Source organism: Rhodococcus sp. 1163, assembly GCF_002091985.1.
Taxonomy (GTDB): domain Bacteria; phylum Actinomycetota; class Actinomycetes; order Mycobacteriales; family Mycobacteriaceae; genus Rhodococcoides.
Window position 1 is genome coordinate 1 of sequence record NZ_MKKX01000011.1, and the last position, 21,477, is coordinate 21,477.

Consider the following 21,477-nt stretch of genomic DNA (forward strand, 5'->3'; position numbering starts at 1 on the left):
TCTTCCGCGGAGTTCCGCTTCCGTCCAGCCATGTTCTCCATAGTCCTATCCGCCCAGCTCATGTGCAACAAGACTCTAAAACATGATGGCCCCGTTCGCCGGGGACACGCCACCTGCACTGCGACGCTAGGAGATCGGCAGCCGTCGTGCGCTGGTCGTCAGAACCGCGGTCAGGGGGCAGATTTGTCCGCCGATGAGTGCACGCGGCAACCGTTCATTCATTTGAACGACTGGACCGAGATGATTCGGTGTTCTTGATCGAGCACCTGGTTGAATGCTCAGATGAGCGACGACAAGGACGCAGCGGCAGATGCCGATAGAAAGCCGCGGGAAAAGCTCAGATTGCACGAGCGTGTTGAAGCGAAACTCAGCGCTAGCATGGGGTTTTGTGTCTTCTGCACTGTCCTACTGGTCTCGCTCATCGCCCTCGGAATCATCGGCAACTACTACGACCAAGGCTGGAACGCTTCACAGTGGGGACCAGTCGCCGCATGGTTTGGTGGAATGTTGACGGCTGGTGCCGTGACGCTCTCGCTGTATCAATCACGTGCGGCTAAGAAAGAGGCGGATCAGAACCGTCAGGATGCGGAGCGACGGCACGTCGAGCAGATCGAAGAACGAAAGAACTTTCGTCAGATCGACTCTCTGTCGCCGGTATGGGCTGCGCTAAACACACTGACGGTTCCAGCCACTATGTTTGCCGCTTCGCTAGAACTATTGCATACGATGAAGGGCCAAGTTCTAGTGCAGCCCGATCACGGCGGTGCTGCTGCGGCGATTGGGTTTTCGCAGGAACAAGTACGATCGGCTAGTAGCTTAGCAATCGAGCAGTACAAAGAACTCGCCCCCTATCTTATGTCTACAGAGATGTCGTTCACCGAAACACTGATCGTTATGGACCATCCAAAAATTCTCCCGCATGTAGAGAAGCTGTACAACTCGTTCGGCCACTACCACAAGTACGCCGACAAGACAGTTGCAGCGGTGATCAAAGGCCAAGAGTTCGACTTCAAAGAGTTGCGACGTCTCAAAAGTGAAGTTAGTCAACAAAGAAATATTATTGTAAATGCAGCCCGCGAGCATCTGAACGGGGCAAGACCACTATATCTCTACGAAGAATCAACGCAATCAGATCTACCCGCCAGCAAGTAAACAACCAATATTCTGCTCTTGATAATGGCAAGGTCAGACAAATGCGAGGTGTTCAATAACAGGACGGAGCCCTTGCCAAGGCGACTACTCGACGTGATGAATACGATCCAAAAGTTGCTCGATAAGGGTGTTGGGGTCATCACCATGGAAGAGAACATTGTCTTCAAGGACGACATCAACTTGAAGTTTTAGCGTTGCAGTACATATACCGGGATACGGAGTGTCAGCGTGGGCACCACGACAGGGCGGTGAAGCGTGGGGCATCATCTTCGTCCTGATCACCGGCACGTATATCTGCTTCTTAGTCAGCACGGTCCGCTGGTCCTAGATCAGCGTGTCCACCCCGACAGCCTGACCTCCCGCGTGCCGGGGTGAGTGCGCTGAAGCCTGTCGGTTGTTGTCGGTGCTTACTAATAGACTGGACCTACCTACGAGGGAGGACCTGCGATGACGGACCCAATCAAGGCCGCAATGAAGGCTGCGACTGAAGCGAACCGGCAACAGGTTCTGAAGATGACTCGGCCCGCCCTCGATGCCTTCAACCAGTCCTCGGTCATGCAGGACATGAAGGCTTCCTTCGCGGTCACGAACTTTCTCGACAATTCTCCCCTCGTCCAAGCGGCAATGTACAAAGACGACCGCATCAGTGAAGCACTTCGCATCCAAATGGAACCCACGACTAGGGCTATCGCTGAGGCGGCAGCGATACGCGTCGAACCATTTCAGCGCGGCGTTATCGACGCGATGCCCGAGATCACCGCCATGTGGAAGGATCGGGTTGACACGCCAGCCTTCAACCAGGCTCTGGCCGGATCGCCGAACTTTGAGTTACCTCAGATTGACTTCGGGTTAAAGGAAGCGTTTCAGTTCAACGCGTTCGTCCCCGAGTTCGAGACGCACCTGACCGACGCCGTACGCGAGATGTTCGGATCGCAGGAGTCCCTTGTCAGCTTTCAAACTGATATGAGTGCGATCACACGTGCAATCAGTACGAACTCCGGTGTAGGCACCATCGGTGCGGACATCCTGCACAACATATACAGCCCCGGCCTTGCTGAAGCTATGCGTGCGCTCGCACCGCAGCTAACCGAGTTCCCTGATTTTGCGTTCTTCCGAGACTACGCTGACGCATTTGTCGACGAAGCTCTCGCTAGCACAGTCGAAGAACAGATTGCTTCCGATGCAGATTCGGCATCCTACCTCGACACGGCCATCTACGAGACGACCATCCATTTCGGTGTATCCCGTGACGTGGCCAGGAAAATGGTTCTAGGTACAGTTTGGACTGCATGGGTCATCACTATCATGAGCGTACTTCTCCTCGCTCCTCCACCGTTCAACGTCGGACTCGGCGCTTTCATGTCGGCTTCGAGCAAGCTTACTGCTGACAACATTGCACTGTTTATTGCTAATCTTATCATGCCTAATAGAGATGATTAAATTTCTCCGATTTCCCACTCATTAATAAGTTGACTCATCAAAAATAAACGAGACCGTATTGGCATGTCCCCGGTGAACGGGTCCGTCCCGTTCTAGCCTCGATCTTTCTTCCTGCTGATGTGGTGGCCTGATCGGTTCGAGATTGTGGTTTTCGACTGCGTTCACGTTCATCGGGCGCGATGTGTCGGCCGATATCGATCGGGTGAACGCTCGGTTCCACGGTCCGAGAAGGTGTCCTTCGAGTCGGTTGAGCCAGAAATAGGGGTTCAGGCGGGCGCGGGTAGCGCCGCCAACCTGGTCAGCGCCGCGACGATCAGCGCCGACCACGAGGCGTCCTCCGACAGTCTGAGGTGGATGCGACGAGCGTGAGTGGCGATACGGCCGGCGACCGAGAAGATCCGCAGACGTAACCGTTTCGGTTCCCACCGGCGTGCGTCGTGGTCTGTGAATCCGAGTAGCTGCGTCCACGCGGTCAGCTCGACGGCAAGCTCGACGATGGCGAGCCAGATTCGGTTCTGGTCGAAGCCGTACAACGGAAAGTTCTCTAGCCCAGTATCTTTCGAGTTCCGGACTCGGTCTTCGCAGCGGGCACGTCGGCGATGCCGAAGTTCGAGGTTCTGGACCTGACCACGGACTGCGTTGGTCGCGAACGCAGTCAACCGCAGTCCGCCGGTATCGGTGAAGCGTAGTTGGGCACCGGGGTGCGCGCGCTCTTTCCTGATGATCACCCGCATGCCCGGTGGCCAACTCGACACGTCCAGGACACCGGTGGCGTCGATGACCCAGGCACCGTCGCGGACTTTCTCGTCGGCGTCGACCGCCGCCGACCATGCACTCTCGGGGACCACACTCAGTGCGGTGACCATGGCGTCGGTGAGTCCGAACCCGATCGAATACGACACGCGTTGGTTGTGTAGCCACGACATGTATGCGTGGCTCGCTCCGGCACCATCGGTGCGCACCAGTACCTTCTTGCCGGGCCGGTTACCGGTGGTGAACGGTAGCTGCGCGAGCGCTTTGCGGGTCACCTCAATGTGGCCGGCGGCGGTGTTTGCGCCAGCGTTCCCTGCCCGGAGCAGCGCCGCGACGGGTTCGCCGGTGCCTGCGGTACCGTGATCAACGAATGCCAATAACGGATGAAAGCCGAAGCCCCGCTTGTAAGTTGGGGCAGCGTACTGTTTGTCGGAGTGAGCAGTGACGAGGGTGGCATCAAGGTCGATGACAATCGGGTTGTCCGCGGTGATGTCGTGATCGGGTGCGTGCTCACCGGCATGGGTCTATGCTGTGGTGCGAGCTGCCGCCCGGGCCGTGTCGATGGCGGTCAATACTGCGGGTGCATCTGCGGCCAGTGCCCCGATCAGTCGGGAGACGGTCGGGTCCGAGGGAACTTTCCCGAACACTGCGGTGTGCTCGCGGAGGGTCGCGATGTCGGCGAGGCAATCGCCACCGAGCGCCAGCGACACAGCGAGGTCGACGATGATTTTCCCGGGGTCGAACTGCGCCAACGGTTTCCGCCACGGTGAGAGCTGCTCCGACAAAGCTGCGGTGAGTCCGGTGGTTTCTGCGGTGCGCAGCAGCGTCACCGCGCCGGCGTGCGACACGACCCCGCTTCCAGTGGCATCGACGGACAGGATGGGGTACGACGACGTAGACTTGCACACCTGAAGGGTGCTCCTCGATTACGTGATTATTCAACCTTAGACAAGTCGAATTATCGCAGGTCAGAGCACCCTTCGTCAGTTTCGACACACGGTTGGTGACCGATCACCGTGAAAGCGGCAGGCTAGACACACCACGAAGACACCGCTGTTGCGTCATGGAACCGCACCGATGCAAACGCCCCCGTGGCTGACGGCGGAGCAGGAAATCGTGAAGCCCGTGGGCTGGGCAGTAGGTTGCGAAGAAGTCTTCGCTCAGGTACCTGAAGGTAGGTAGGGGTTCGGACAAAACACGCACCAACCAAGCATTACCCCAATTGTCGACTGTTAAGATTTTGATTTCTCAACGTCGAAAGTCAATCGATCATAATGACATACCGCACGGTAGAAGCCCGTTGATTTCGACAAGCTATCATCCGTCCGAAGTACGGTCAGAAGAGCGTCACGAAGGTCGTCTAATTCGAAGCCTGACGGATCCAATAAAACAAGGCACTCCATCTTGAACCCATCGGATAAATCAGATCTCAATATGCCCGCAGGCGTACCAAGTGAATCCTCTACATCGCGATGAAAGCGCCTCTTAGCAGATTCCTGAATCTTCATCGTTCGATTCTTGTCAATGCAGTTAGCTATTTCAACAGGGAGACCCTTGACATCAACCTTACCTGACCGATTAATCCGCTTGGCTCTTGCTAGGTATTTGAAGATCGGAACATAGCCAAAGCTTGCCCTCTTCAGCACTTCGGGAAACGCCTCGCTCAAGAGCTGATTCGGATCGGCCGAGAGTGGCTTATCGCCAAGAACATCTTGAACTACCCTACGCCGATCAATTCCACGGAGACCCACGGCAGACAAACCCTCAATGTCGCTGTATTCGTATGGTCCCACACCAAATATCACTTTGAGGTTCTCAGCCCCCGGAGAATTAATTGGTACAGCAACTACCGGCTGACGCGTGACATTAGGGTCGCGCACAATATCGTAAACGTGCTTTGTCAACATCCTTATAACTTGAGCAGGCATAGGGGGCTCAAGTCTCCCGAGGGCTAGGAACAACGGCGAAAACGAGTTCAATCGAATACGGCGCAGCGGAATTAGACCATTTTCTAACTTCACTACATACGTTTCGATACTCGGAGAATCTACATTCTCGTCCCATTCCACATAGAACATTCTGTCCCCAAGCTCAGAGATACGTTCTGACCCCACAGCGCAGCAAATATTCTCAAGAATTTTGAGAATATTAGGATCTTCGATCGAGTAACCCAGAAAGAGAACGGGATGCTCCGCGAAAATAGTGAGCAGCTTCGCTGCAAGATACTTGTCTCGTCGCTCAAACTGCGCGTAGTCATGATCAGTCAGCACCAACGAACCCGGATCTTCGACAGCGCCATGGATCTTGTACGTCTCCGCTACAAATTGAGCATCGCTCAACAGTAATTCTTGTTGCCCGACATATGCGGGGAACTCGGGGAATATCTGGCCGATCAAGCGATCATAGTTGGTAGTTATGACACCACCGATCACGACTCGCTTGAAATGTTCGATCTCTTCGCGCAGGTGCCCTCGATCGACACCGGGGGTGCCCTCTCCGAGCTCGGATTTCGCCGTGATATATCTGGCGATCTCGACTTTGAGCGCCATTTGCCGGTCGACTACTTTGCCACTGTTCGCCACACGACTGTCCGCGTACTTGGCATCGCTCCACCAGACCTCATGAAACAAGGCCGCCAGCTTTCCGGCGAGAATCGGTAGATCACCCTCTGCTGATGAGAACAGGTACCCGAAGTCAACGCCCGCTTCTGCGGCGAACAAGCGCAGGAGCCCAGGCCAGTCCGGTAGGTCTAGGTAGCGGCGCGACATCCCACTGCCTACGAAAAGGTAGGGAAGAGCTGTATGACCTGCGAGTATTTCAAGAATCTCGTGCGTGAATGCGTCGCCCGAATTGCTCGCAGTGTTCATAATTTCAATATTACGCAAGTGAAACAAGTTGATCTCGTCAGGTCTCACATAACGGTCAAAGCATGACAACAAGCTCTGCTTGCATGCACACAACGGCAGATTCACCGGCCGCTGGGACGACCCGAACGGCACCTACCGCAGCCTCTACCTCGCCAGCACCCGACTCGCCTTCTAACTCGAAGTTCTCGCCTTCGCGTGCCCGACCTCGAACTCTCAGCCGCCCTCGACAACATCACCGAAGACGAACACAAATCCCCCACCCTCGAACCAGGACAACTCCCCCACGACTGGCGCACCCCACGCCGAATCGGCACCGCGCGCCTTATCGGGACCTTCGCTGTACCCGCCGACAGACAATCACTGCCGACACTGCGAGCCCGATTCGCCCGGCTCACACTCAGCCTTAAACTCCCCGACCTCGACGCGGCAGCCATCCGCCTGACCGAATCTCGGACCCTCACCCACGCAATCTCAGCATGGCTCTACGACACCATCGGCGGAATCAAATTCGACTCCCGCCACGGCGACGGCCTCACACTCTGGGCACTCGACGAACGCCCACACGACGAAGATACGGCGTTACTGGCTCACCGCTACGACGAACCAATCGACGCCGACGACCCAGACCTCCAACAAGCCATGACAATTGACCAAATCCAATGGGCTGCAACTGCGTGATCGAAGCGGCAACGCGTCAAGACGTCGAATCGAGCGGTGCACAAACGACAGTTACTGCACCGTCAAGACATCCGACAGTCGCTCCGAGCCGCCGACGTGGTTGCCCGCTTCCATTTTCCACTGCCTTCAACCCGGGGCAGGTTTGTCCTCGCGTCATCCCTTACAGACTGGGTTAAAGCTGGTCGAGAACGACACCGAAATCGGCGAACAACGAGTCCTCGACGAGATCGCGCGCCCACCCGGGTCTGCCCAATTCGCCGGTGTCGACGATCTCGATCTCTGGAGCGCGGCCACGTTCTACAAGCAGTAAGGACCGCTCGTCGAAACCGTTGCGGCAACGGTATCGAACGCCTTGTGAGCTCGGTGTGTGCACGAGAATGTTGGTGCATGCAGTTCGGCTGTCGCTGTACTCGCGCCACGTGCACCCGGTCAATGAGGTGTCCTGGTTGATCGCGGCAAGTCCGGACTGGGTATCGAGTACTGCCACAGTCACCTTGTCGTGCAGGACCATCCGCGTTAGCGAAAGCTCAAGTAGTGCAGCGGAAGAGAGAATTCCTGACTTCGGAATGTCAGCGGACCGGAGGACGCCCTCAGCGACCACCGCGCCAACCGTCAGCCCGACATACAGATATCCGCCCAGCGTTGCGCCGCCCGGACAGAGCGTCTCGTCGTGGACCGGATCGAAACGGCCTTGCCGTGGGATCCGTTCTCGCCGCACGTCGATCCCCAGAGCGTTCACGACCGGCGCGATGTGAGTGGAATTGAAGGAGTTCGCCGGGTGACTGCTATCAGTACGGTGCACACGCCACAGTTCGGTGCCCTCGACGACGATGTCGGTATGCGCAGGTGCGCCGTTGTACGTACGCACTCACATGCCCAGACGAGCAGCATCGAGGACGTTGTCGATCGCAATCTCGGTAAGCTCGCCCGCCACAAAGTCATCGAGCGGGCTGCGGCCATCGAGGATGTCGGTAGGGGTGAGCCACCAACTCCCCGCACCGTAGGGATCGTTCTCGACGTCCAGGCGCAGGTTCGCATGCTTCACCAGCGGGTCGATGCGATGTTGCGCGCGGTTGAACTGAAAGGCTGGGTAACGGTAGTCCGGTCGGGTCCCTACCGGCAGCCCGATCAGCTCGCCGACCTTACGGCGCTTTTGCGCCACACTTCGAGTCGGCGTACTGGTCGGTGCGAGGATGCCGGAGACCTCCATCGAATCGAGGATCTCGAAAGATCCGAGGATCGACTCCCGCCCCAGTGCCCGGGCACGTTCGCGGCGATTGTCGTCATGACCGGTCACGCTTCCAATGAGGTCCTGGGCAAGCTGCAGCCGCTGCTGTTCAGTCAGAGTGTTCACGACCAACTCAGCAAAAGCCGAAACAAGGTCGTCGTCGGGGACCACTGCACGGGCGCCGGGGCGCCGGTTCGAGATCGGACGGCCACCAGCTTTGCGAACGGCGGCCGTGAGCAGCGCTAAGTTCGACCGAACAGTGCGGGTCGCCCCCGAGGCGGTGATCTCGGCGGCATAGACATCAGCGGTGGCTGCGGCGTCGATCGGGGTGTGCGTGGCGCCTGCGGTGGGAACGGCTTCTGCGGTCATCTCGCACTCCATTTCGGTACGTTCCGAACTTGACGTACCCATCGTACCTCTGTCGTGGTGAAGCGTCGAGAACCTACTGCGTACGAAATGCCACAAAGTACCCGACGTGGAAGCAATCATTCCCAACCGTCAAAGCGGCACCGTTTTGTCGATGACGATCTCAAAACCGCGCGAACCCGGAACGCTGCGGTGCCGAAATCCTCTATCTCTACGTCCAATCAGATGTGCCGCAGTTCGCCGAGATCCACACCGTCGGTTCAGCGGCCAAAAAGATGAGTAAAAGATGACCTAGCAGTCCACAGACGTGCACACAGATCGATCCACCGATCCGCCACATCGCGGAGCACCAGGCCAGCCCGCGCACGACGACCAAGACCGATGACGTGACTCCACGATTATCGATACTGGGATTCGAATCATCTACTGGTAGTGCGAACGAACACGACCTGCGGAAATACGGCCGAACCGACCGAAATCAACTCAACCTTTTGGGGTCAAAAAGTAGGATTCGACCTGACTTCACACGCAAAAGGATGAGCCCCTGCCAGCGTTTCCGCTGGTCAGGGGCTCATTTTGTGCGCCATCAGGGATTCGAACCCCGGACCCGCTGTAAAAGAGGTAACAATTCCGGTGGACCCACCCGAGTCCACCACACGCCAGCTGACCAGGTTGTTCGGCGAATCGAGAGACCACCAGTGTGCGGGTGAATCCACCCGAATACGCCTCAAAGTGATGAGTAGAAGATGACCAACTTCGACTGTCTCCGGGTCCATCAACGTCCCCCTCGTCCCCCCACCGTCCAAACGGACCGACATGGTCATTCGACTCCACCTCGTTTCAAAGTGATGACCTGCTGGTGCATCCTGTCGCAGGCAGTGAGTCCTATGCGGGTCTAGGCGCTGAGGCCCGACAGCCATGTGAGGATCGTCTCCAGACTTTCGGGATCGAGACGAGTGCCCGGCTCGTTGAATCCGCTGCCTGGCGACGCGGCGATTTCAGCCGAAGTGCGCAGATCTTCTTTGAACACATGATTCGCGTTGGCAGGGAAGGCGAAGGTTACGTTGGCCATCCCGGCGGCGGCCTCTTGAAGAGGGATGCCGTCGGCGGCCATATCGATCTGACCGTCTTTCGCACCGATCAGCACCAATGCGGGAATCTGTATCTTTACTAGCGAATCAGTCGCGGACTCGATCCAAAGCTCCCGGATGAACGGGAGATTCGCTGGTGCCTCCAAGCCGGCAAGCACCATCTTCACGCTGTCCGGCAAACTCGGGTCAGGATTCATCTGCTGCCCGGCCGTGTAACGCGCAGCGGCCTCCTGCACCTTTGCCATCAGCTCGCGCCCTCCGGGAATCTGGAAGGTCTGCTTCGTCAGCTGCGACAGCAGCACTTCCCGTATCGGCCGGCCAGGTGGCGCGGCGAGGACAATGCCCGCGAACGGGACGTGTTGGCTAGTTATGGCGTAGTGAAGCACGTGAAGGGTTCCCTCACTGTTACCGAGCCCGACGATCCTCGTGGAATCAACGTAGTCCTGCTGGGAGAGTACGTTGACGGCCTCGACCAGCTCGTTCAGATGCGACTGCATGCTCATCTTCCCGATGAGCTTCCTTGCGTTCTCCGTCGCACGCGCGCCGGACGCCCGCTTGTCGTACCGCAGAGTGGCGATACCCGCATCAGCGAACGTCTCTGCCATGAGCCGTGCGCTGCCATTGCTGCCGGGCAGCAATGGTGAACACCAATCGCGATCGGTCGGACCGCTGCCGGCGACGAAAACCACTGCTGGAAAGGGCCCCTCACCGTCTGGGCATACAATCGTGCCCTCCATGGTGATGCCGTCCAGCTTCCATGTGACCTTGAAGATGTGTGTCATGCATGCCTTTCTCTCGTTCCCATCGCGGCCATCGACACTGTAGGTGCAGGCGTCGAGACCTCAGCCGAGGTGCTGACTGCCATAGACGTACATCTCGCAGAGGTGATCGAGCGAAGCCATCGGACTCGCGTGGAGATCGCGTTGTTGCTCGAGAACGGGTCCGTCACCGAGGTTCCCGCCAGCCTCGAACAGCCGCCTTGCGGATGACTCTAGCCGAGCGATCGATGGCCCTGGTCTATTCGCAGATGTACGACGCCGACACCATGAATGATGTTCGAGACATCATTGAATCCGACAATGACGCTGCAACAAACGAATTCGAGTCTCTGCCCGCCGCTGCCGACGAGGACACACGTGCGCGCCTCGCCGAAAAATTTGCAGCAACAATCACCGAAGCGCTGGTCAAGTATTCGTGGATGATCGACCTGGATTCGCGTTTGAGAGGGAATCCGGCATTGGCAGGCGATGCCCTGGCGAGACCATCCGAGAGTTCTACAACCCCGCCCAGCTCGAAGTACTGCTCCGGGCCAACGTGATCGCTCGACAGCGCGTCTGATGACTGACCCGGCTCAGAGGGCGCAGCGGGCGTCGTCGGCGGGCGTCAGGAGGTCGATGAGGTAGTCGGCGACGATGTCGTCGACGCACGTGTTCTTGGCGACGATCGCCCCGTGCTGTTCGCCCTCGACGGTGAGGAGGCTGCCACCGAGAGTGTCGGCGAGGTCTATCCCGCCTTGGTGCGGGGTCAGCGCGTCACCGGTGACGGAGACCGTCAAGGTGTCGGGTAGTCCTTCGATCTCCGTTGCGTAGGGGTAGCCGAGAGTGGGTTGGATGGGCCAATGCTCACAGGTGTCACGCACATTCTCAACCGGTCGTCCCGAGTCCACGAACGGACTCGCATCGAATACTGCGCGGATGAGTGCTGACTCCTCGTCCGGGGTGTGTCGTTCCTCATCGAGGCAGTTGATCGCGCCCGTCGCTTCGAGTGTGTCCAGGTAGGTTCCGTCTGCGGCACGCTCGTGGTAGAGGTCGTTGAGTGCGAGCAGAGTCTCACCCCGGCCATCCCGTAAATTGGCAATGCCCATGATGACCGCTGGCCATGCCTCTTGTGAGTACAGACCGAGAGTAACGCCCCCGATTGCCTTGGTGAAGGTCAGTTCACGGCCATCCGTCACGGGCAGCGGTGCATCGACCAAAGGCTGAACCAGGCTTTGAAACACCTCGGTCGCCCGGCCCGGGTCCGGTCCGAGACCACAATCAGATTGTGTAGCACAGAATTTCGCGATTTCGTCGAACGCACGCTGCATGCCGTCGGCCTGCTGGAGGCGTCTCTCCTTCGTCCCGGCGAGCGGATCCATCGCGCCGTCAAGGACGAGCGCGCGGACGTTCTCGGGAAACATCTCGGCGTAGACCGCACCCAGTCGCGTTCCGTAGCTGGCGCCGGCGAAGGTAAGTTCGTCGTCGCCGAGCGCGGCACGCATGACGTCCATATCCCTTGCCACATCACGCGTTCCAATATGAGCCAACACATCTTCGCCCCCGGACCCTGCGGCGCAGTGCGCGTAGTATTCGCTAGTCGACTCTTCGGATAGTGCATGCGGCAGAACGCCGATCGCAGCGCCGATCGCGTCGGCCTCGCGCTCCTCGTCGTCGAAACAATCCACTGCCGGCGTCGACGCACCGACGCCACGTGGGTCGAACCCGACCAGATCGAACCTGTCGGTGACGGCGCTTTGTGCCCATGCATCCGCAGTGGTCGCCGCGAACGCGGTACCCGAGAATCCTGGCCCGCCCGGGTTGAGTACCACCGAACCGATCGGATCAGCCGAACGGGCGGGAATCCGAGAGATCGCGATCTCGGCCGTCTCACCGTCCGGATTGGCGTAGTCGAGCGGGACATCCATATTTGCACACTGGTATTCCATCGTCGGCCAGGCTTTCTCGGCAGGCGGGGTGCAGGTCTCGAAGTTCAACTCCTGACTGTAGAACTTGTCGAGAGATCCGGTGTCGGGGGCGTCCTCCTCTGGAGTGGTGTTCTGGCTACAGGAGGCGAGCAACGCGATCGCTGCCACAACCGCGCCTGCTTTCAGGCCTAGGTGAGTTCGCATCGGTCCATTACGCACTATGTTGCAGGGACACAGTCAACAACGACTGGGCCAGCTACCCCGTTGGGATGTCCGCACATCATCGCGGTAGTCGATCAGACGGTCGCTGCGATCTGTTGGCCCAATGGCTGCCGATGCCCCCAGGTGCCCCAATGCCACAACCACTCGAGTGGTCCTTGGCTGAACCATATTGTGCTGAGACCCCACTGTGCGAAGAGTATTCCGCATGCTGTCGCCAACGGTATTGCTCAGGAAGCATTTTGATCAAAACTGAGGAGCCGTCCCGCCGCAAGCATCAGCGGCGCGGCGCTGACATAGCTGGTCAAGGACATCCTGCACAGAGGGGCAACAGCCCCTACCAGCATTCGAGACGCTCGGGTGGTCATCAGCAAGGAGGCCATCGGAAAGTACACCCCTGCGATAGCCAGTCCGGCTGCGGCAGACTCCGCACTGAATCCTGACATTCCAATTGTCCTGGCTTGCAGCGAATCAGCGGAACAGCGGCAGCTGCGCAGGCGATCAGCACGATTGTTGCACCACGGCGAGATCGGCCGAAGGCCGTGACCAGACCGTATCGGGTCAGACTGGCTCCCAGGAGGAGCATTCCCGGGTCAGGCTGGAACCACCGCCGGCGAAAAGAAGGCTGCCCGCTATGAAGACAGCTACCGCGACCGCTGAGACCCGGCGCGACATCCACGTACTCGGAAGCAGGATGACGAGGCCGACCACCGCGAGGGGTAGCAACGCCGACCCGGGCTGCAGGAAATTGAACGGGATCCCCATGGCGAGCAGAAGAAGGAGTCGCCTGAGCAGTAGGAGTCGTGAACGTACCACTCGGAGTGCCGCAGCCTCGTAGAATATCGAGAATCCGATACCGAAGAGCAGAGCGAAAATTGGGAAGAAGCGTTGTTGCACCAGAAGATGCAACCATCCGCCCGTGTTGTCGAGCGCGGCTCGCTGGTACAGGCCCGGGGCGGTGCGAAATCCGGTGAGAGGCCCGATGTTGACAAAGATGATGCCGCACAGTGCGACACCGCGAATTACGTCGAGGGCAGAAATACGGCTTCCGACTGTCGGAACCGATTGCGGCTGAACAGTAGTCTATTTCTGCTCTTGTGTTGTGTGCACAGCAAAGCTAATCGGTGTTCCTGAAACAGGGTCAAACGTGCAGAACCCGCAACTCGTGCAGTGGTCGGGTCGATAACGCCAACGGAAACCGCGGACAAATCACCGCGTCAGGCGGTACACGCTCCAACTCGGTCGCAAACGCAAGCGAACAGCCATCACGGCGTCAGCACGATCCGACCGAACACACCGCCATCGTCCATCCGCCGGTGCGCCTCGGCCGCCCGCTCGAGCGGCAGAACATCGTCGACGACGGCGTGGATGTCGCCGCGTACGGCAGCGTCGAACACTTCGGCGCGAACTCGGTCACGCTCGACCACAGGAACAGTGTCGAGACTGAAAGTGCTCAGCGACAACGACTGCCGGAACCCGCGCATCAGGCTCATCCCAAAGTCCTCCGGTGGGTAGCCACCGACGACCCCGGCGAGGACGTACCGTCCGTTCGGCGAGAGCCGATCCAGGAAAGTGCCCAGTGCCTGGCCTGCAATGAGATCGATTACGACGTCGAACATCTCGGGCCCGTCGCCAGATCCGTCTCGGTCGAGTACGTGAGCTGCACCCAGTGCACGGAGCCGATCTCCGCGTTCTGTGGATGATGTCGTGACCGTCACCGAGCCCGTGCGGGCTGCGAGTTCTACTGCAGCAATGCCGATGCTCCCTGCCGCGCCTCGTACGAGGACGGACTCCCCCGCAGCGACGTGCGCACGCTCGAGTGCGAAATGGGCGACCGTGGCTGAATTTCCGAGGGTCACAGCGTCGATGCTGGAGAGCCCGCCGGGAAGGGCGACGATGTCCCTGACGTCAACGGCGGCATGTTCGACGTAGCCTCCCCCGACTCCGGTGAACGCCCAGACGCGACGGCCGAGCCAACCCGGTTCGATGCCGTCGCCCACCTGTTTCACGACCCCGGCCACTTCGCTTCCGGGGATGAAACCTTCGCCGAGACCGAGATCGCCCAGGGTGCCTCGCCGGATGACAGCGTCCACTCCCCCGACGCCGATGGCGTCGGTCTCGATGAGGACCTGCCCGGCCTGCAGGTCCGGCGCTGGTGCGTCGACGACCTGCATGCCGTCGGGACTGCCGAATGTCTGAATGACGACTGTTTTCATATTTCGGACGGTAGTGGACGCCCCCGTCCATTTGCGTAAAGTGAGAAGCATGGCAGAGCAATTGACTCAGATCCTGCGCACGGACGCGTCGGCGAACCGGGATCGAATTCTCGAAGTGGCGCGCGAGGTTTTCGCCGCGGAGGGTCTCGGGGTGTCGATGCGTGAAGTCGCTCGCCGGGCCGAGGTGGGGCCGGCGACCCTGTACCGTCGCTTTCCCACCAAGAAAGACTTGATTCTCGAAGCGTTCCTGGATGAGTTCCGCATATGCCGTGACATCGTCCGCACGGGCTGCGCGAATCCGGATGCGTGGCAGGGATTTTGCAGCGTCATCGACCACATCAGTGAGCTCAATGCGCAGAACCAGGGGTTCACCGAAGCGTTCATCGCCGAGTATCCTGATGCTGTGGATCTCGAGTCTCACCGCGGTGAGACGTTGCGGGCGTTCGCCGACCTCGCACTGCGGGCCAAGCAACAGGGTGAGTTGAGGCAGGACTTCGTCGTCGACGATTTCGTTCTCATCTTGATGGCGAACCGAGGGCTGTCGACGGCACCGCCCGAGGTGCGGACACGTGCTGCCCGACGCTTCGCCGCCATGATGACCGATGCGCTGCACGCCTCCCCCGCCAACCGCACACTTCCCCCGCCGCCGTCCCTCGCGCGCACGGCCGTGTTCGGCCGATAGGAGGAACACCACATTGTGGACCCGATCTACGGGAGAGGTGTCGGGTCGCTGGTGACGGGGTCGAGGTAGAAACGCGCCCACGAGATGAGACCATCTGCGTCGGTGCGCCAGATGACTGGCCCCGCGATGACGGCAGGAGCGCCGTCTGTGGTCGACCCTTCCATCTCCCACTCCGACCAGACCTCACCTCCGTTGATCGCGCTCCGGAGCACCCGGGCGCGGAGGTCGGGTGTGCGAGCCAGAAGCTTCGTCCAGTTGCGCTCCACGGTCTCGCGGCCTATGAAGTTACGCACCGGATATTGCGGGACCTCGGAGACGTAGTCAAGCGAGAAGCATGCGGCGATCTCCTCCGCATTGTGCGAGTTGATTGCGGCTTCTAGGCGAGTGACGGAACTGGGTACTGTCATCATTACTCCTTCTGGTAAGTGGGACGCATCGTTGGACTGTTACGGGCGGGTGGAGCAGGCCGTTGCGGTACTGCTCGGGGTGGTACTCGGCGAACTCCCAGACCAGGGCACTCATGTCAAGGCCTTCGCGGTCGGTGAAGACCGTGGCCGCGCGGACCCGATCAGGCGTGGCCCATGTCACCGATCAGGGATGACCCGACGATCGCGGCTCCGTTCCCGTCGCGGACTCTCCAGGTGCGCCACTAGGCGCGTTCAGCCGCTGCGGGTCGACATCACATCGGTGCGGCGGCAAGCACTAGAGCGTCGTGACCAGACACACGACTGTAGCTGCGAACAGCACCTGGGCAGGATACGCCTTGACCACGATTATCAAGAGTTTTCCAACTCCGTTCAGCTCGAAGCTTCTGTCCGGCCAACGTCCTTGCTCCCCCGCACGGCGACGGTGCTGCTGCGCGAGCGGACGATGCGGCACCGCCGAACGGACTTCACCGCACACCGTAATCCGGTCGCTGAATGGATACCGGGTACTGAAGGTGTCTACGCAAGGGCCGTCGAGGAGGCGCCGTATGGCGCCGAGGCGTCTCTGGCGACGCTTGCGGTGGTAGGTCTTCTCGATCCATGTCACGATTGCCAGCCGTAGTTGTTCGCGTGTCGACCAGCGTTGCCGGTCGAGCATATTCTTCTGAAGTAGGGCGAAGAATGACTCGATTACGGCATCGTCTCCACATGCCCGAACACGACCCATTGAACCTTGCAATCCGTTGTGGGACAGTTCATGTACGAACTTTCTGGCGCGAACCTGACTGCCACGATCGGAGTGCACAATCGCATCTTCGGGATTCCTCTTCTCGACTGCGTTGCATAGAGCTGCGAGGTCCAGATCTGGCTGCGTTCCTGCGCGGTGAACTGACGACCGACGAGGCCATCGTGAACAGGCGGGCCGGCCTTTCTGTACAGTCCTCTCTTCTTCGAGAACACCGACCAGATCTGTTCCTGCGAACACAACCGTGCGACCCTGTTTTCACCGGCGCTGATGCCGCGGTCGGGCAGCTCGTCGGCGATGAAGCGGTAGCCGAATGCGGGGTCGTCGTTACGGATCTCGCGGGCGATGCCGATCAGGTGTGCATCGTCTCAATCACGTTGCGTAATAGGGTATTTCTTTCATTTTTTGAATGCTTGGGCGCAGGATCCGAGAACCCGGCAGGTCACTGCGACGGGGACTCCGTCTGCAGCAAGGTCGAGGACCAGCGGCCCGCTATTCGGACGCCTCGTGACCCTCTGCTGGCTGGGCATCGTATTGGCCGTCTCCCCCCGTCATGGCATCTCGCGCGGGCCCGCCCTGGGTGCAGATGCTTCGCTTCCTCGGACTGTGGCTCGGGTACGTGTCGATCGTCAGCACCTGGTAGGACTTTTACTCCCAGCTCGGCATCCCGTGGGTCGTGCACGCCGACTCCGGGCACGCGACGTGCTCGATTCTGCTCCAAGATCTCCTCGCAGACCTCGGTATCCGGCGCAAAGAGCCACAGCGCCAGGTACGACACCAATTTCCAACCTCAACTGACAATTGTCATTACGCACCAATGCAAGAATCCATGTGAAACCGATGATTGCGGGCACTACAGGAAGTGCTGCGCCTCGCCCAGAGTTGAGTCATGCCAACACCGAACGACACCCCCGCGGCCAATCTGGTCAAAGACGCCATTGGTTTAGGTCCCGCCCCGACACGGGCCAGGGAAGCCGCGGTGGCCGTGACCACTGGTGTACTGGCTGCAGTGGTCCTCGCCGCACTGCAACCCGCAGTTCTGTTCATCGCAATTGCGTCCACCGCGGTCGTCGTGAACCTCGCGATCCGTTGGATCATCGGCACCCGCAAGTGGGGTTCGAGATGAGCACAGTGATCACCGCACGCGGGCTCACACGAACCTATGGCTCGGGCGACACCGCATTCACAGCAGTCAAAGGCATCGACCTCGACGTCGCAGAGGGCGAAGTCTTCGCCTTACTCGGTACCAACGGCGCTGGCAAGACCTCCACATTCGACCTACTCGAAGGACTCGAAGCCCCCACCGCCGGATATATCGAAGTCTTCGGCCTGGACCCACGCCGCGACCGCAAACTCATCCGCCCCGAGGTGGGCATCATGCTTCAATCCGGTGGCCTCCCCGCCGAATTGACCATTACCGAAACACTCGACATGTGGCGCGGCACCTGCACCAACCCCACTACGGCGGCCGCAGTCCTCGAGCAGGTCGACCTCACCGACCGAGCTCACGTCCGCGTCGGATCACTTTCGGGCGGGGAGAAGCGTCGAGTCGACCTCGCCTGCGCACTCGTCGGACAACCCCGACTGCTCTTCCTCGACGAGCCCACCACCGGCCTCGACCCCGAAAGCCGCCGCAGAACATGGCGTTTGCTCGCCGGTCTCAAAGCGGCCGGGGTCACGATGGTCCTGACCACCCACTACCTCGACGAGGCCGAGGCTCTCGCCGACAACATCGCCATCATGCACAGTGGGCAGATCGCCCGCCGCGGCACATTGCGCGACATCGTCGACGAACACCCAGCGCGCATCGTCTTCGACCACCCAGGCCTCCCACTGCCACCACTGCGCGGTGCTCGTATAGATCCGCAGGCACGGGTGACCGTCTACACCCACGACCTTCAAGTGCACCTCTCCGAACTCTTGGCCTGGGCGGACGAACGCGGACTCCACTTACGCGGACTCGAAGCACGCGCCGCGTCCCTCGAATCAGTATTCCTCGACGTAGCCGACGATTCTGTTGCCGATACCACTATCACCGACGCATCTGATTCGCCCCCTGACATGATCGGAACTCCTTCATGACCACCACCAAGACACCCACCTCGGTCGGTGTCGGCTTCGGTCGCCGCCCACTCGCAGCACTGTCCATGGCGGAGTACCGCCAGTTCCGTCGCAACAAGACCCTCGTGTTCATGGGAACGGTGTTTCCGATCGCCCTCCCTCTGATCACCTTCTTCCTCGCCCGACGCGACACCGGATCCACCGCCGAGGCCGCGACCACGGGACTGGAGATGTTCACTCTGATGGCTCTGCTGTTCGTGCAGTACTACTCGGTGCTCTCGATGGTCACCACCCGCCGAGGTGAGGGTGTCCTCAAACGGCTACGCACAGGGGAAGCGTCCGACTGGCACATCCTCACCGCCCCCGCGATACCCAGTGCCGTTCTCACCCTCGTCGGCGGCGCCATCGTCGCCGCAGTGATCTACGGCGCCGGATCACCCACCCCCGTAAATGCGGCGGTATTGGTGATCGCGCTGCTGTTCGGCATCGTCGTCTTCTCTCTCCTCGGACTGGCGACCAGTGCGGTCACCAAGAACGCGGAGGCCGCGCAAATCACCTCCATGCCGGTCATAATTCTCACCTTTGTCGGCCTGAACTCGCTTCACGGTGTTCTTCCCGACCGCCTGGCAGCGATCGCCGACTGGACTCCCTTTGCAGCCCTGTCCGACCTCATTTCCCTCGGCGCCGCCGGCAAGCTCGACCTGACCACCGACGCTGCCACCGACTTCGCGGGTACCTTTGCCGACATGGGACGACCACTAGCCACACTCGGCCTATGGACCGTACTGGCGCTCGCCGTCGTAGCGACGAGCTTTCGCTGGGACGATCGCGGATGATGCCAGCGGCCTCTTGGTGGCACGAGCTGTCGGGCACGGAGAAATTCCGCCTCTACACACAGCTCACGCTCCAAGGGGTCATCGCTGTCGTTGTGGTCATCACCATCACCCCCACGATCGGGTCGACGTGGATGACTACTGGCATCTGTCTGGCCGGCGCTGCCGCCATTCTTTCGATTCAGTCCCAGCCCGAGCTTGCAGTGTGGTCGCCGAAGGCCCTGCAGCGCTGGGGGCGTCCTGTCGGTGCGCTGACCCTCGCGTCGGTGTGGCTGGCGTGTGCCCTCGTCGCGCACCGGGCGACCGATGATACGGAGCTCGATGCGGCAACCGGCGTCGGGATCTTCGCCGCGTCGCTTGCGACCATCGCCCTCGTCCCGTTCATCCGCTACCGGTGGTGGATCGTTCTCGGCCTGGCAGCCGCGACCGGCGCGGCCGTGGGCACCACGCCAGCCGCAGCAATACGTGTCGCGGCGATCGTCTTGCTCGCCGGCCTGTTCATCGTCGCCACGACTTTGCTGACCCTGTGGGGAGTGCGCGTCGTCGACGAACTTGAACGGAGCAAGGCATCGGAGGCCAAACTGCAGGTGGTCGAAGAGCGCCTACGTTTCGCCCGCGACCTCCACGACGTCGTGGGTCGAAGCTTCTCGGCCATCGCAGTCAAGAGCGAACTGGCCGCCACCCTCTCCCGCGCCGGCGCAGCCGAGCGCGCGGCCACCGAGATCGACGAAGTCAAAACCCTCGCCGTGGAATCACTCGACCAGATGCGTGAACTCGTGCGCGGCTACCGCAGCATCAACCTCGACAACGAAGTCGCCGGCGCCCGGTCGCTGCTCCGCGCGGCCGGTTGCGAGCTCAGCACCGAAGGTGATCCGAATAAAGTGCCTGCTCCGTTCCACGAGGTCGCCGCCTGGGTCGTAAGGGAGGGCACCACCAACATTGTCAAACACTCCGTCGCCACCTCGGCTACCCTCACACTCGGCGACGAGGGGATGTCGCTACACAACAACGGCGCTCCCGGTAGTCTCCGCAATGGAACGACACACTCAGGTATGCTAGGACTTGCCGAGCGACTTACTCACGTGGGCGCAACTCTCGACACCGATACCGCCGACGACGGATTCATGCTCATAATCCGATGGGCCAAGCCATGATCGAGCTACTTCTTGCAGATGACGAGGCCCTGATCCGTAGCGCGATGGCCGCACTCCTCGGCCTCGAAGACGACATCGAGGTGATCGCCCACTTCGGCTCCGGGGAACAACTGATCGGGGCGTGGCGTCAACGCGTCGAGGGCAACCAACCAGTCGCCGTCGCCGTCATCGACCTCCAGATGCCAGGCATCGACGGCATCGACACCGCAATCGAACTGCTGTCCCTGACCCCCACCGCTGGCATCGTGATCGTCACCAGCCATGGCCGTCCCGGTTACCTCAAACGAGCACTGACCGCCGGAGTGCGCGGGTTTCTCCCGAAAACCGCACCCGCTGCCACCCTGGCGGATGTCATCCGCACCGTCCACAGCGGCGGCCGCCACATCGATCCCCAGTTGGCCGTCGAAGCCATCAGCGCTGGCGACACCACACTCACCGCCCGCGAAGCCGACGTACTCGAGTTCGCAGCCGACGGCGCCAGTGTGGACGAGATCGCAGCCCGCGCATACCTTTCCGCCGGCACCACCCGCAACTACCTGTCCTCGGCAATGTCCAAGCTGGGGGCGTCCAACAGGTACGAGGCTGCTCTGACAGCACGCCGGTACGGGTGGATCTAACTACTCCACCACCAAAGCAAGGCCGGTGTTCCGTCATTCATCATCGAGGTGGGTGGTGTTGCCCGTAATCTCGGCAAGATTATGCAGAAGGGGGTGGCGCGGCCTTCGATGTCGTCGAACAGGTCATCGAGACCGGCGAGGTGGATATGGCCGGCGCGACGGGCGATGATTCCATGGTCGTAGCACCCGTCAATTCGTGGACCCCTCGAGATCACCGAGCAGCACCGCGACCAGGCCCGGTTGGTAGAAAGTGCCGAGGGAGAACCC

Annotated in this window: 19 protein-coding genes and 4 pseudogenes; 11 read left to right on the forward strand and 12 right to left on the reverse strand. The window is 60.2% G+C overall.

Annotation, left to right across the window (positions count from 1 at the left end; translation table 11 throughout):
• Positions 1–282 precede the first annotated feature (282 nt).
• Positions 283–1,152 carry a hypothetical protein gene (locus BJD99_RS01775; protein ID WP_084345100.1) on the forward strand — a complete coding sequence of 290 codons (870 nt, stop codon included), beginning with the start codon at positions 283–285 and terminating at the stop codon, positions 1,150–1,152.
• Between the two features lie 447 nt (positions 1,153–1,599).
• Positions 1,600–2,592, forward strand: a complete 993-nt coding sequence (locus BJD99_RS01780; RefSeq protein ID WP_084345101.1) for a hypothetical protein — start codon at positions 1,600–1,602, stop codon at positions 2,590–2,592.
• Positions 2,593–2,858: 266 nt separating this feature from the next.
• Here the strand turns inward: BJD99_RS01780 and BJD99_RS01785 are convergent.
• Positions 2,859–4,253, reverse strand: a pseudogene (locus tag BJD99_RS01785) (IS1380 family transposase).
• Between the two features lie 324 nt (positions 4,254–4,577).
• Positions 4,578–6,212, reverse strand: a complete 1,635-nt coding sequence (locus BJD99_RS01790; RefSeq protein WP_143542002.1) for an SIR2 family protein — start codon at positions 6,210–6,212, stop codon at positions 4,578–4,580.
• Positions 6,213–6,407: 195 nt separating this feature from the next.
• Between BJD99_RS01790 and BJD99_RS01795 the strand changes: the two genes are divergently transcribed.
• Complete coding sequence (locus BJD99_RS01795; protein ID WP_084345103.1) at positions 6,408–6,890, forward strand: hypothetical protein; 483 nt, start codon at positions 6,408–6,410, stop codon at positions 6,888–6,890.
• Positions 6,891–7,062: 172 nt separating this feature from the next.
• On the opposite strand, the gene BJD99_RS20865 is transcribed toward BJD99_RS01795, so the two are convergent.
• The 3 genes from BJD99_RS20865 to BJD99_RS01810 form a co-directional block, all read right to left on the reverse strand.
• Positions 7,063–7,758 carry a hypothetical protein gene (locus BJD99_RS20865; RefSeq protein WP_179142144.1) on the reverse strand — a complete coding sequence of 232 codons (696 nt, stop codon included), beginning with the start codon at positions 7,756–7,758 and terminating at the stop codon, positions 7,063–7,065.
• The gene (locus BJD99_RS01805) at positions 7,759–8,487 is read right to left on the reverse strand and encodes a hypothetical protein (RefSeq protein ID WP_143542003.1); all 729 of its coding nucleotides are present in this window, start codon (positions 8,485–8,487) and stop codon (positions 7,759–7,761) included.
• Between the two features lie 892 nt (positions 8,488–9,379).
• Positions 9,380–10,357, reverse strand: coding sequence for an alpha/beta fold hydrolase (locus BJD99_RS01810; protein WP_084345105.1), 978 nt, complete (start codon positions 10,355–10,357; stop codon positions 9,380–9,382).
• On the opposite strand from BJD99_RS01810, the gene BJD99_RS20625 reads away from it, so the two are divergent.
• A complete protein-coding gene (locus tag BJD99_RS20625; protein ID WP_143542004.1) occupies positions 10,349–10,564 on the forward strand; it encodes a hypothetical protein in 216 nt (71 codons plus the stop codon). The genes BJD99_RS01810 and BJD99_RS20625 overlap by 9 nt on opposite strands.
• A 38-nt stretch (positions 10,565–10,602) precedes the next feature.
• On the forward strand, positions 10,603–10,893 hold the full coding sequence (locus tag BJD99_RS01815) for a hypothetical protein (RefSeq protein WP_143542005.1): 291 nt from the start codon (positions 10,603–10,605) through the stop codon (positions 10,891–10,893).
• A gap of 33 nt (positions 10,894–10,926) precedes the next feature.
• On the opposite strand, the gene BJD99_RS01820 is transcribed toward BJD99_RS01815, so the two are convergent.
• From BJD99_RS01820 to BJD99_RS01840, 4 genes and pseudogenes are all read right to left on the reverse strand, one after another.
• Positions 10,927–12,462, reverse strand: a complete 1,536-nt coding sequence (locus tag BJD99_RS01820) for an alpha/beta hydrolase (protein WP_084345107.1) — start codon at positions 12,460–12,462, stop codon at positions 10,927–10,929.
• A 92-nt stretch (positions 12,463–12,554) separates the two neighbouring features.
• Positions 12,555–13,034, reverse strand: a pseudogene (locus BJD99_RS21465) (DUF418 domain-containing protein).
• A 4-nt stretch (positions 13,035–13,038) separates the two neighbouring features.
• On the reverse strand, positions 13,039–13,374 hold the full coding sequence (locus BJD99_RS01835; protein WP_143542007.1) for a hypothetical protein: 336 nt from the start codon (positions 13,372–13,374) through the stop codon (positions 13,039–13,041).
• 368 nt (positions 13,375–13,742) lie between these two features.
• Positions 13,743–14,693 (reverse strand): zinc-binding dehydrogenase, encoded by a 951-nt coding sequence (locus BJD99_RS01840; protein WP_084345111.1) that lies wholly within the window; start codon positions 14,691–14,693, stop codon positions 13,743–13,745.
• Positions 14,694–14,742: 49 nt separating this feature from the next.
• Here BJD99_RS01840 and BJD99_RS01845 point away from each other — a divergent pair, with 49 nt between their 5' ends.
• Positions 14,743–15,375 carry a TetR/AcrR family transcriptional regulator gene (locus BJD99_RS01845; protein ID WP_084345126.1) on the forward strand — a complete coding sequence of 211 codons (633 nt, stop codon included), beginning with the start codon at positions 14,743–14,745 and terminating at the stop codon, positions 15,373–15,375.
• Positions 15,376–15,401: 26 nt separating this feature from the next.
• Here BJD99_RS01845 and BJD99_RS01850 read toward each other — a convergent pair whose 3' ends face one another.
• The 3 genes and pseudogenes from BJD99_RS01850 to BJD99_RS21475 form a co-directional block, all read right to left on the reverse strand.
• Positions 15,402–15,782 (reverse strand): nuclear transport factor 2 family protein, encoded by a 381-nt coding sequence (locus tag BJD99_RS01850; protein WP_143542008.1) that lies wholly within the window; start codon positions 15,780–15,782, stop codon positions 15,402–15,404.
• A gap of 565 nt (positions 15,783–16,347) precedes the next feature.
• Positions 16,348–16,656 (reverse strand): annotated as a pseudogene (locus tag BJD99_RS21470) (IS3 family transposase); the annotation flags it as partial.
• A 25-nt stretch (positions 16,657–16,681) separates the two neighbouring features.
• Positions 16,682–17,033 (reverse strand): annotated as a pseudogene (locus BJD99_RS21475) (IS3 family transposase); the annotation flags it as partial.
• A 401-nt stretch (positions 17,034–17,434) separates the two neighbouring features.
• Here BJD99_RS21475 and BJD99_RS20635 point away from each other — a divergent pair.
• Genes BJD99_RS20635 through BJD99_RS01875 form a run of 5 tightly spaced genes read left to right on the forward strand, consistent with a single transcriptional unit; the run spans position 17,435 to position 21,210 of the window.
• Complete coding sequence (locus BJD99_RS20635) at positions 17,435–17,671, forward strand: hypothetical protein (RefSeq protein ID WP_143542009.1); 237 nt, start codon at positions 17,435–17,437, stop codon at positions 17,669–17,671.
• A complete protein-coding gene (locus BJD99_RS01860) occupies positions 17,668–18,627 on the forward strand; it encodes an ABC transporter ATP-binding protein (RefSeq protein ID WP_084345113.1) in 960 nt (319 codons plus the stop codon). The genes BJD99_RS20635 and BJD99_RS01860 overlap by 4 nt, the downstream gene beginning before the upstream one ends.
• Positions 18,624–19,442: an ABC transporter permease gene (locus BJD99_RS01865; protein WP_084345114.1), complete on the forward strand. Its 819-nt coding sequence runs from the start codon at positions 18,624–18,626 to the stop codon at positions 19,440–19,442. The genes BJD99_RS01860 and BJD99_RS01865 overlap by 4 nt, the downstream gene beginning before the upstream one ends.
• Positions 19,382–20,593: a sensor histidine kinase gene (locus tag BJD99_RS01870; RefSeq protein WP_256895331.1), complete on the forward strand. Its 1,212-nt coding sequence runs from the start codon at positions 19,382–19,384 to the stop codon at positions 20,591–20,593. The genes BJD99_RS01865 and BJD99_RS01870 overlap by 61 nt, the downstream gene beginning before the upstream one ends.
• Complete coding sequence (locus BJD99_RS01875) at positions 20,590–21,210, forward strand: response regulator transcription factor (protein WP_084345127.1); 621 nt, start codon at positions 20,590–20,592, stop codon at positions 21,208–21,210. The genes BJD99_RS01870 and BJD99_RS01875 overlap by 4 nt, the downstream gene beginning before the upstream one ends.
• Positions 21,211–21,477 lie beyond the last annotated feature (267 nt).

Coding starts and splice junctions, on each gene's coding strand:
- BJD99_RS01775 (WP_084345100.1), top strand. CDS start 283: ATGAGCGACGACAAGGACGCAGCGGCAGATGCCGATAGAAAGCCGCGG.
- BJD99_RS01780 (WP_084345101.1), top strand. CDS start 1,600: ATGACGGACCCAATCAAGGCCGCAATGAAGGCTGCGACTGAAGCGAAC.
- BJD99_RS01790 (WP_143542002.1), bottom strand. CDS start 6,212: ATGAACACTGCGAGCAATTCGGGCGACGCATTCACGCACGAGATTCTT.
- BJD99_RS01805 (WP_143542003.1), bottom strand. CDS start 8,487: ATGACCGCAGAAGCCGTTCCCACCGCAGGCGCCACGCACACCCCGATC.
- BJD99_RS01810 (WP_084345105.1), bottom strand. CDS start 10,357: ATGACACACATCTTCAAGGTCACATGGAAGCTGGACGGCATCACCATG.
- BJD99_RS01815 (WP_143542005.1), top strand. CDS start 10,603: ATGTACGACGCCGACACCATGAATGATGTTCGAGACATCATTGAATCC.
- BJD99_RS01820 (WP_084345107.1), bottom strand. CDS start 12,462: ATGCGAACTCACCTAGGCCTGAAAGCAGGCGCGGTTGTGGCAGCGATC.
- BJD99_RS01840 (WP_084345111.1), bottom strand. CDS start 14,693: ATGAAAACAGTCGTCATTCAGACATTCGGCAGTCCCGACGGCATGCAG.
- BJD99_RS01845 (WP_084345126.1), top strand. CDS start 14,743: ATGGCAGAGCAATTGACTCAGATCCTGCGCACGGACGCGTCGGCGAAC.
- BJD99_RS01850 (WP_143542008.1), bottom strand. CDS start 15,782: ATGACAGTACCCAGTTCCGTCACTCGCCTAGAAGCCGCAATCAACTCG.
- BJD99_RS20635 (WP_143542009.1), top strand. CDS start 17,435: ATGCCAACACCGAACGACACCCCCGCGGCCAATCTGGTCAAAGACGCC.
- BJD99_RS01860 (WP_084345113.1), top strand. CDS start 17,668: ATGAGCACAGTGATCACCGCACGCGGGCTCACACGAACCTATGGCTCG.
- BJD99_RS01865 (WP_084345114.1), top strand. CDS start 18,624: ATGACCACCACCAAGACACCCACCTCGGTCGGTGTCGGCTTCGGTCGC.
- BJD99_RS01870 (WP_256895331.1), top strand. CDS start 19,382: ATGGACCGTACTGGCGCTCGCCGTCGTAGCGACGAGCTTTCGCTGGGA.
- BJD99_RS01875 (WP_084345127.1), top strand. CDS start 20,590: ATGATCGAGCTACTTCTTGCAGATGACGAGGCCCTGATCCGTAGCGCG.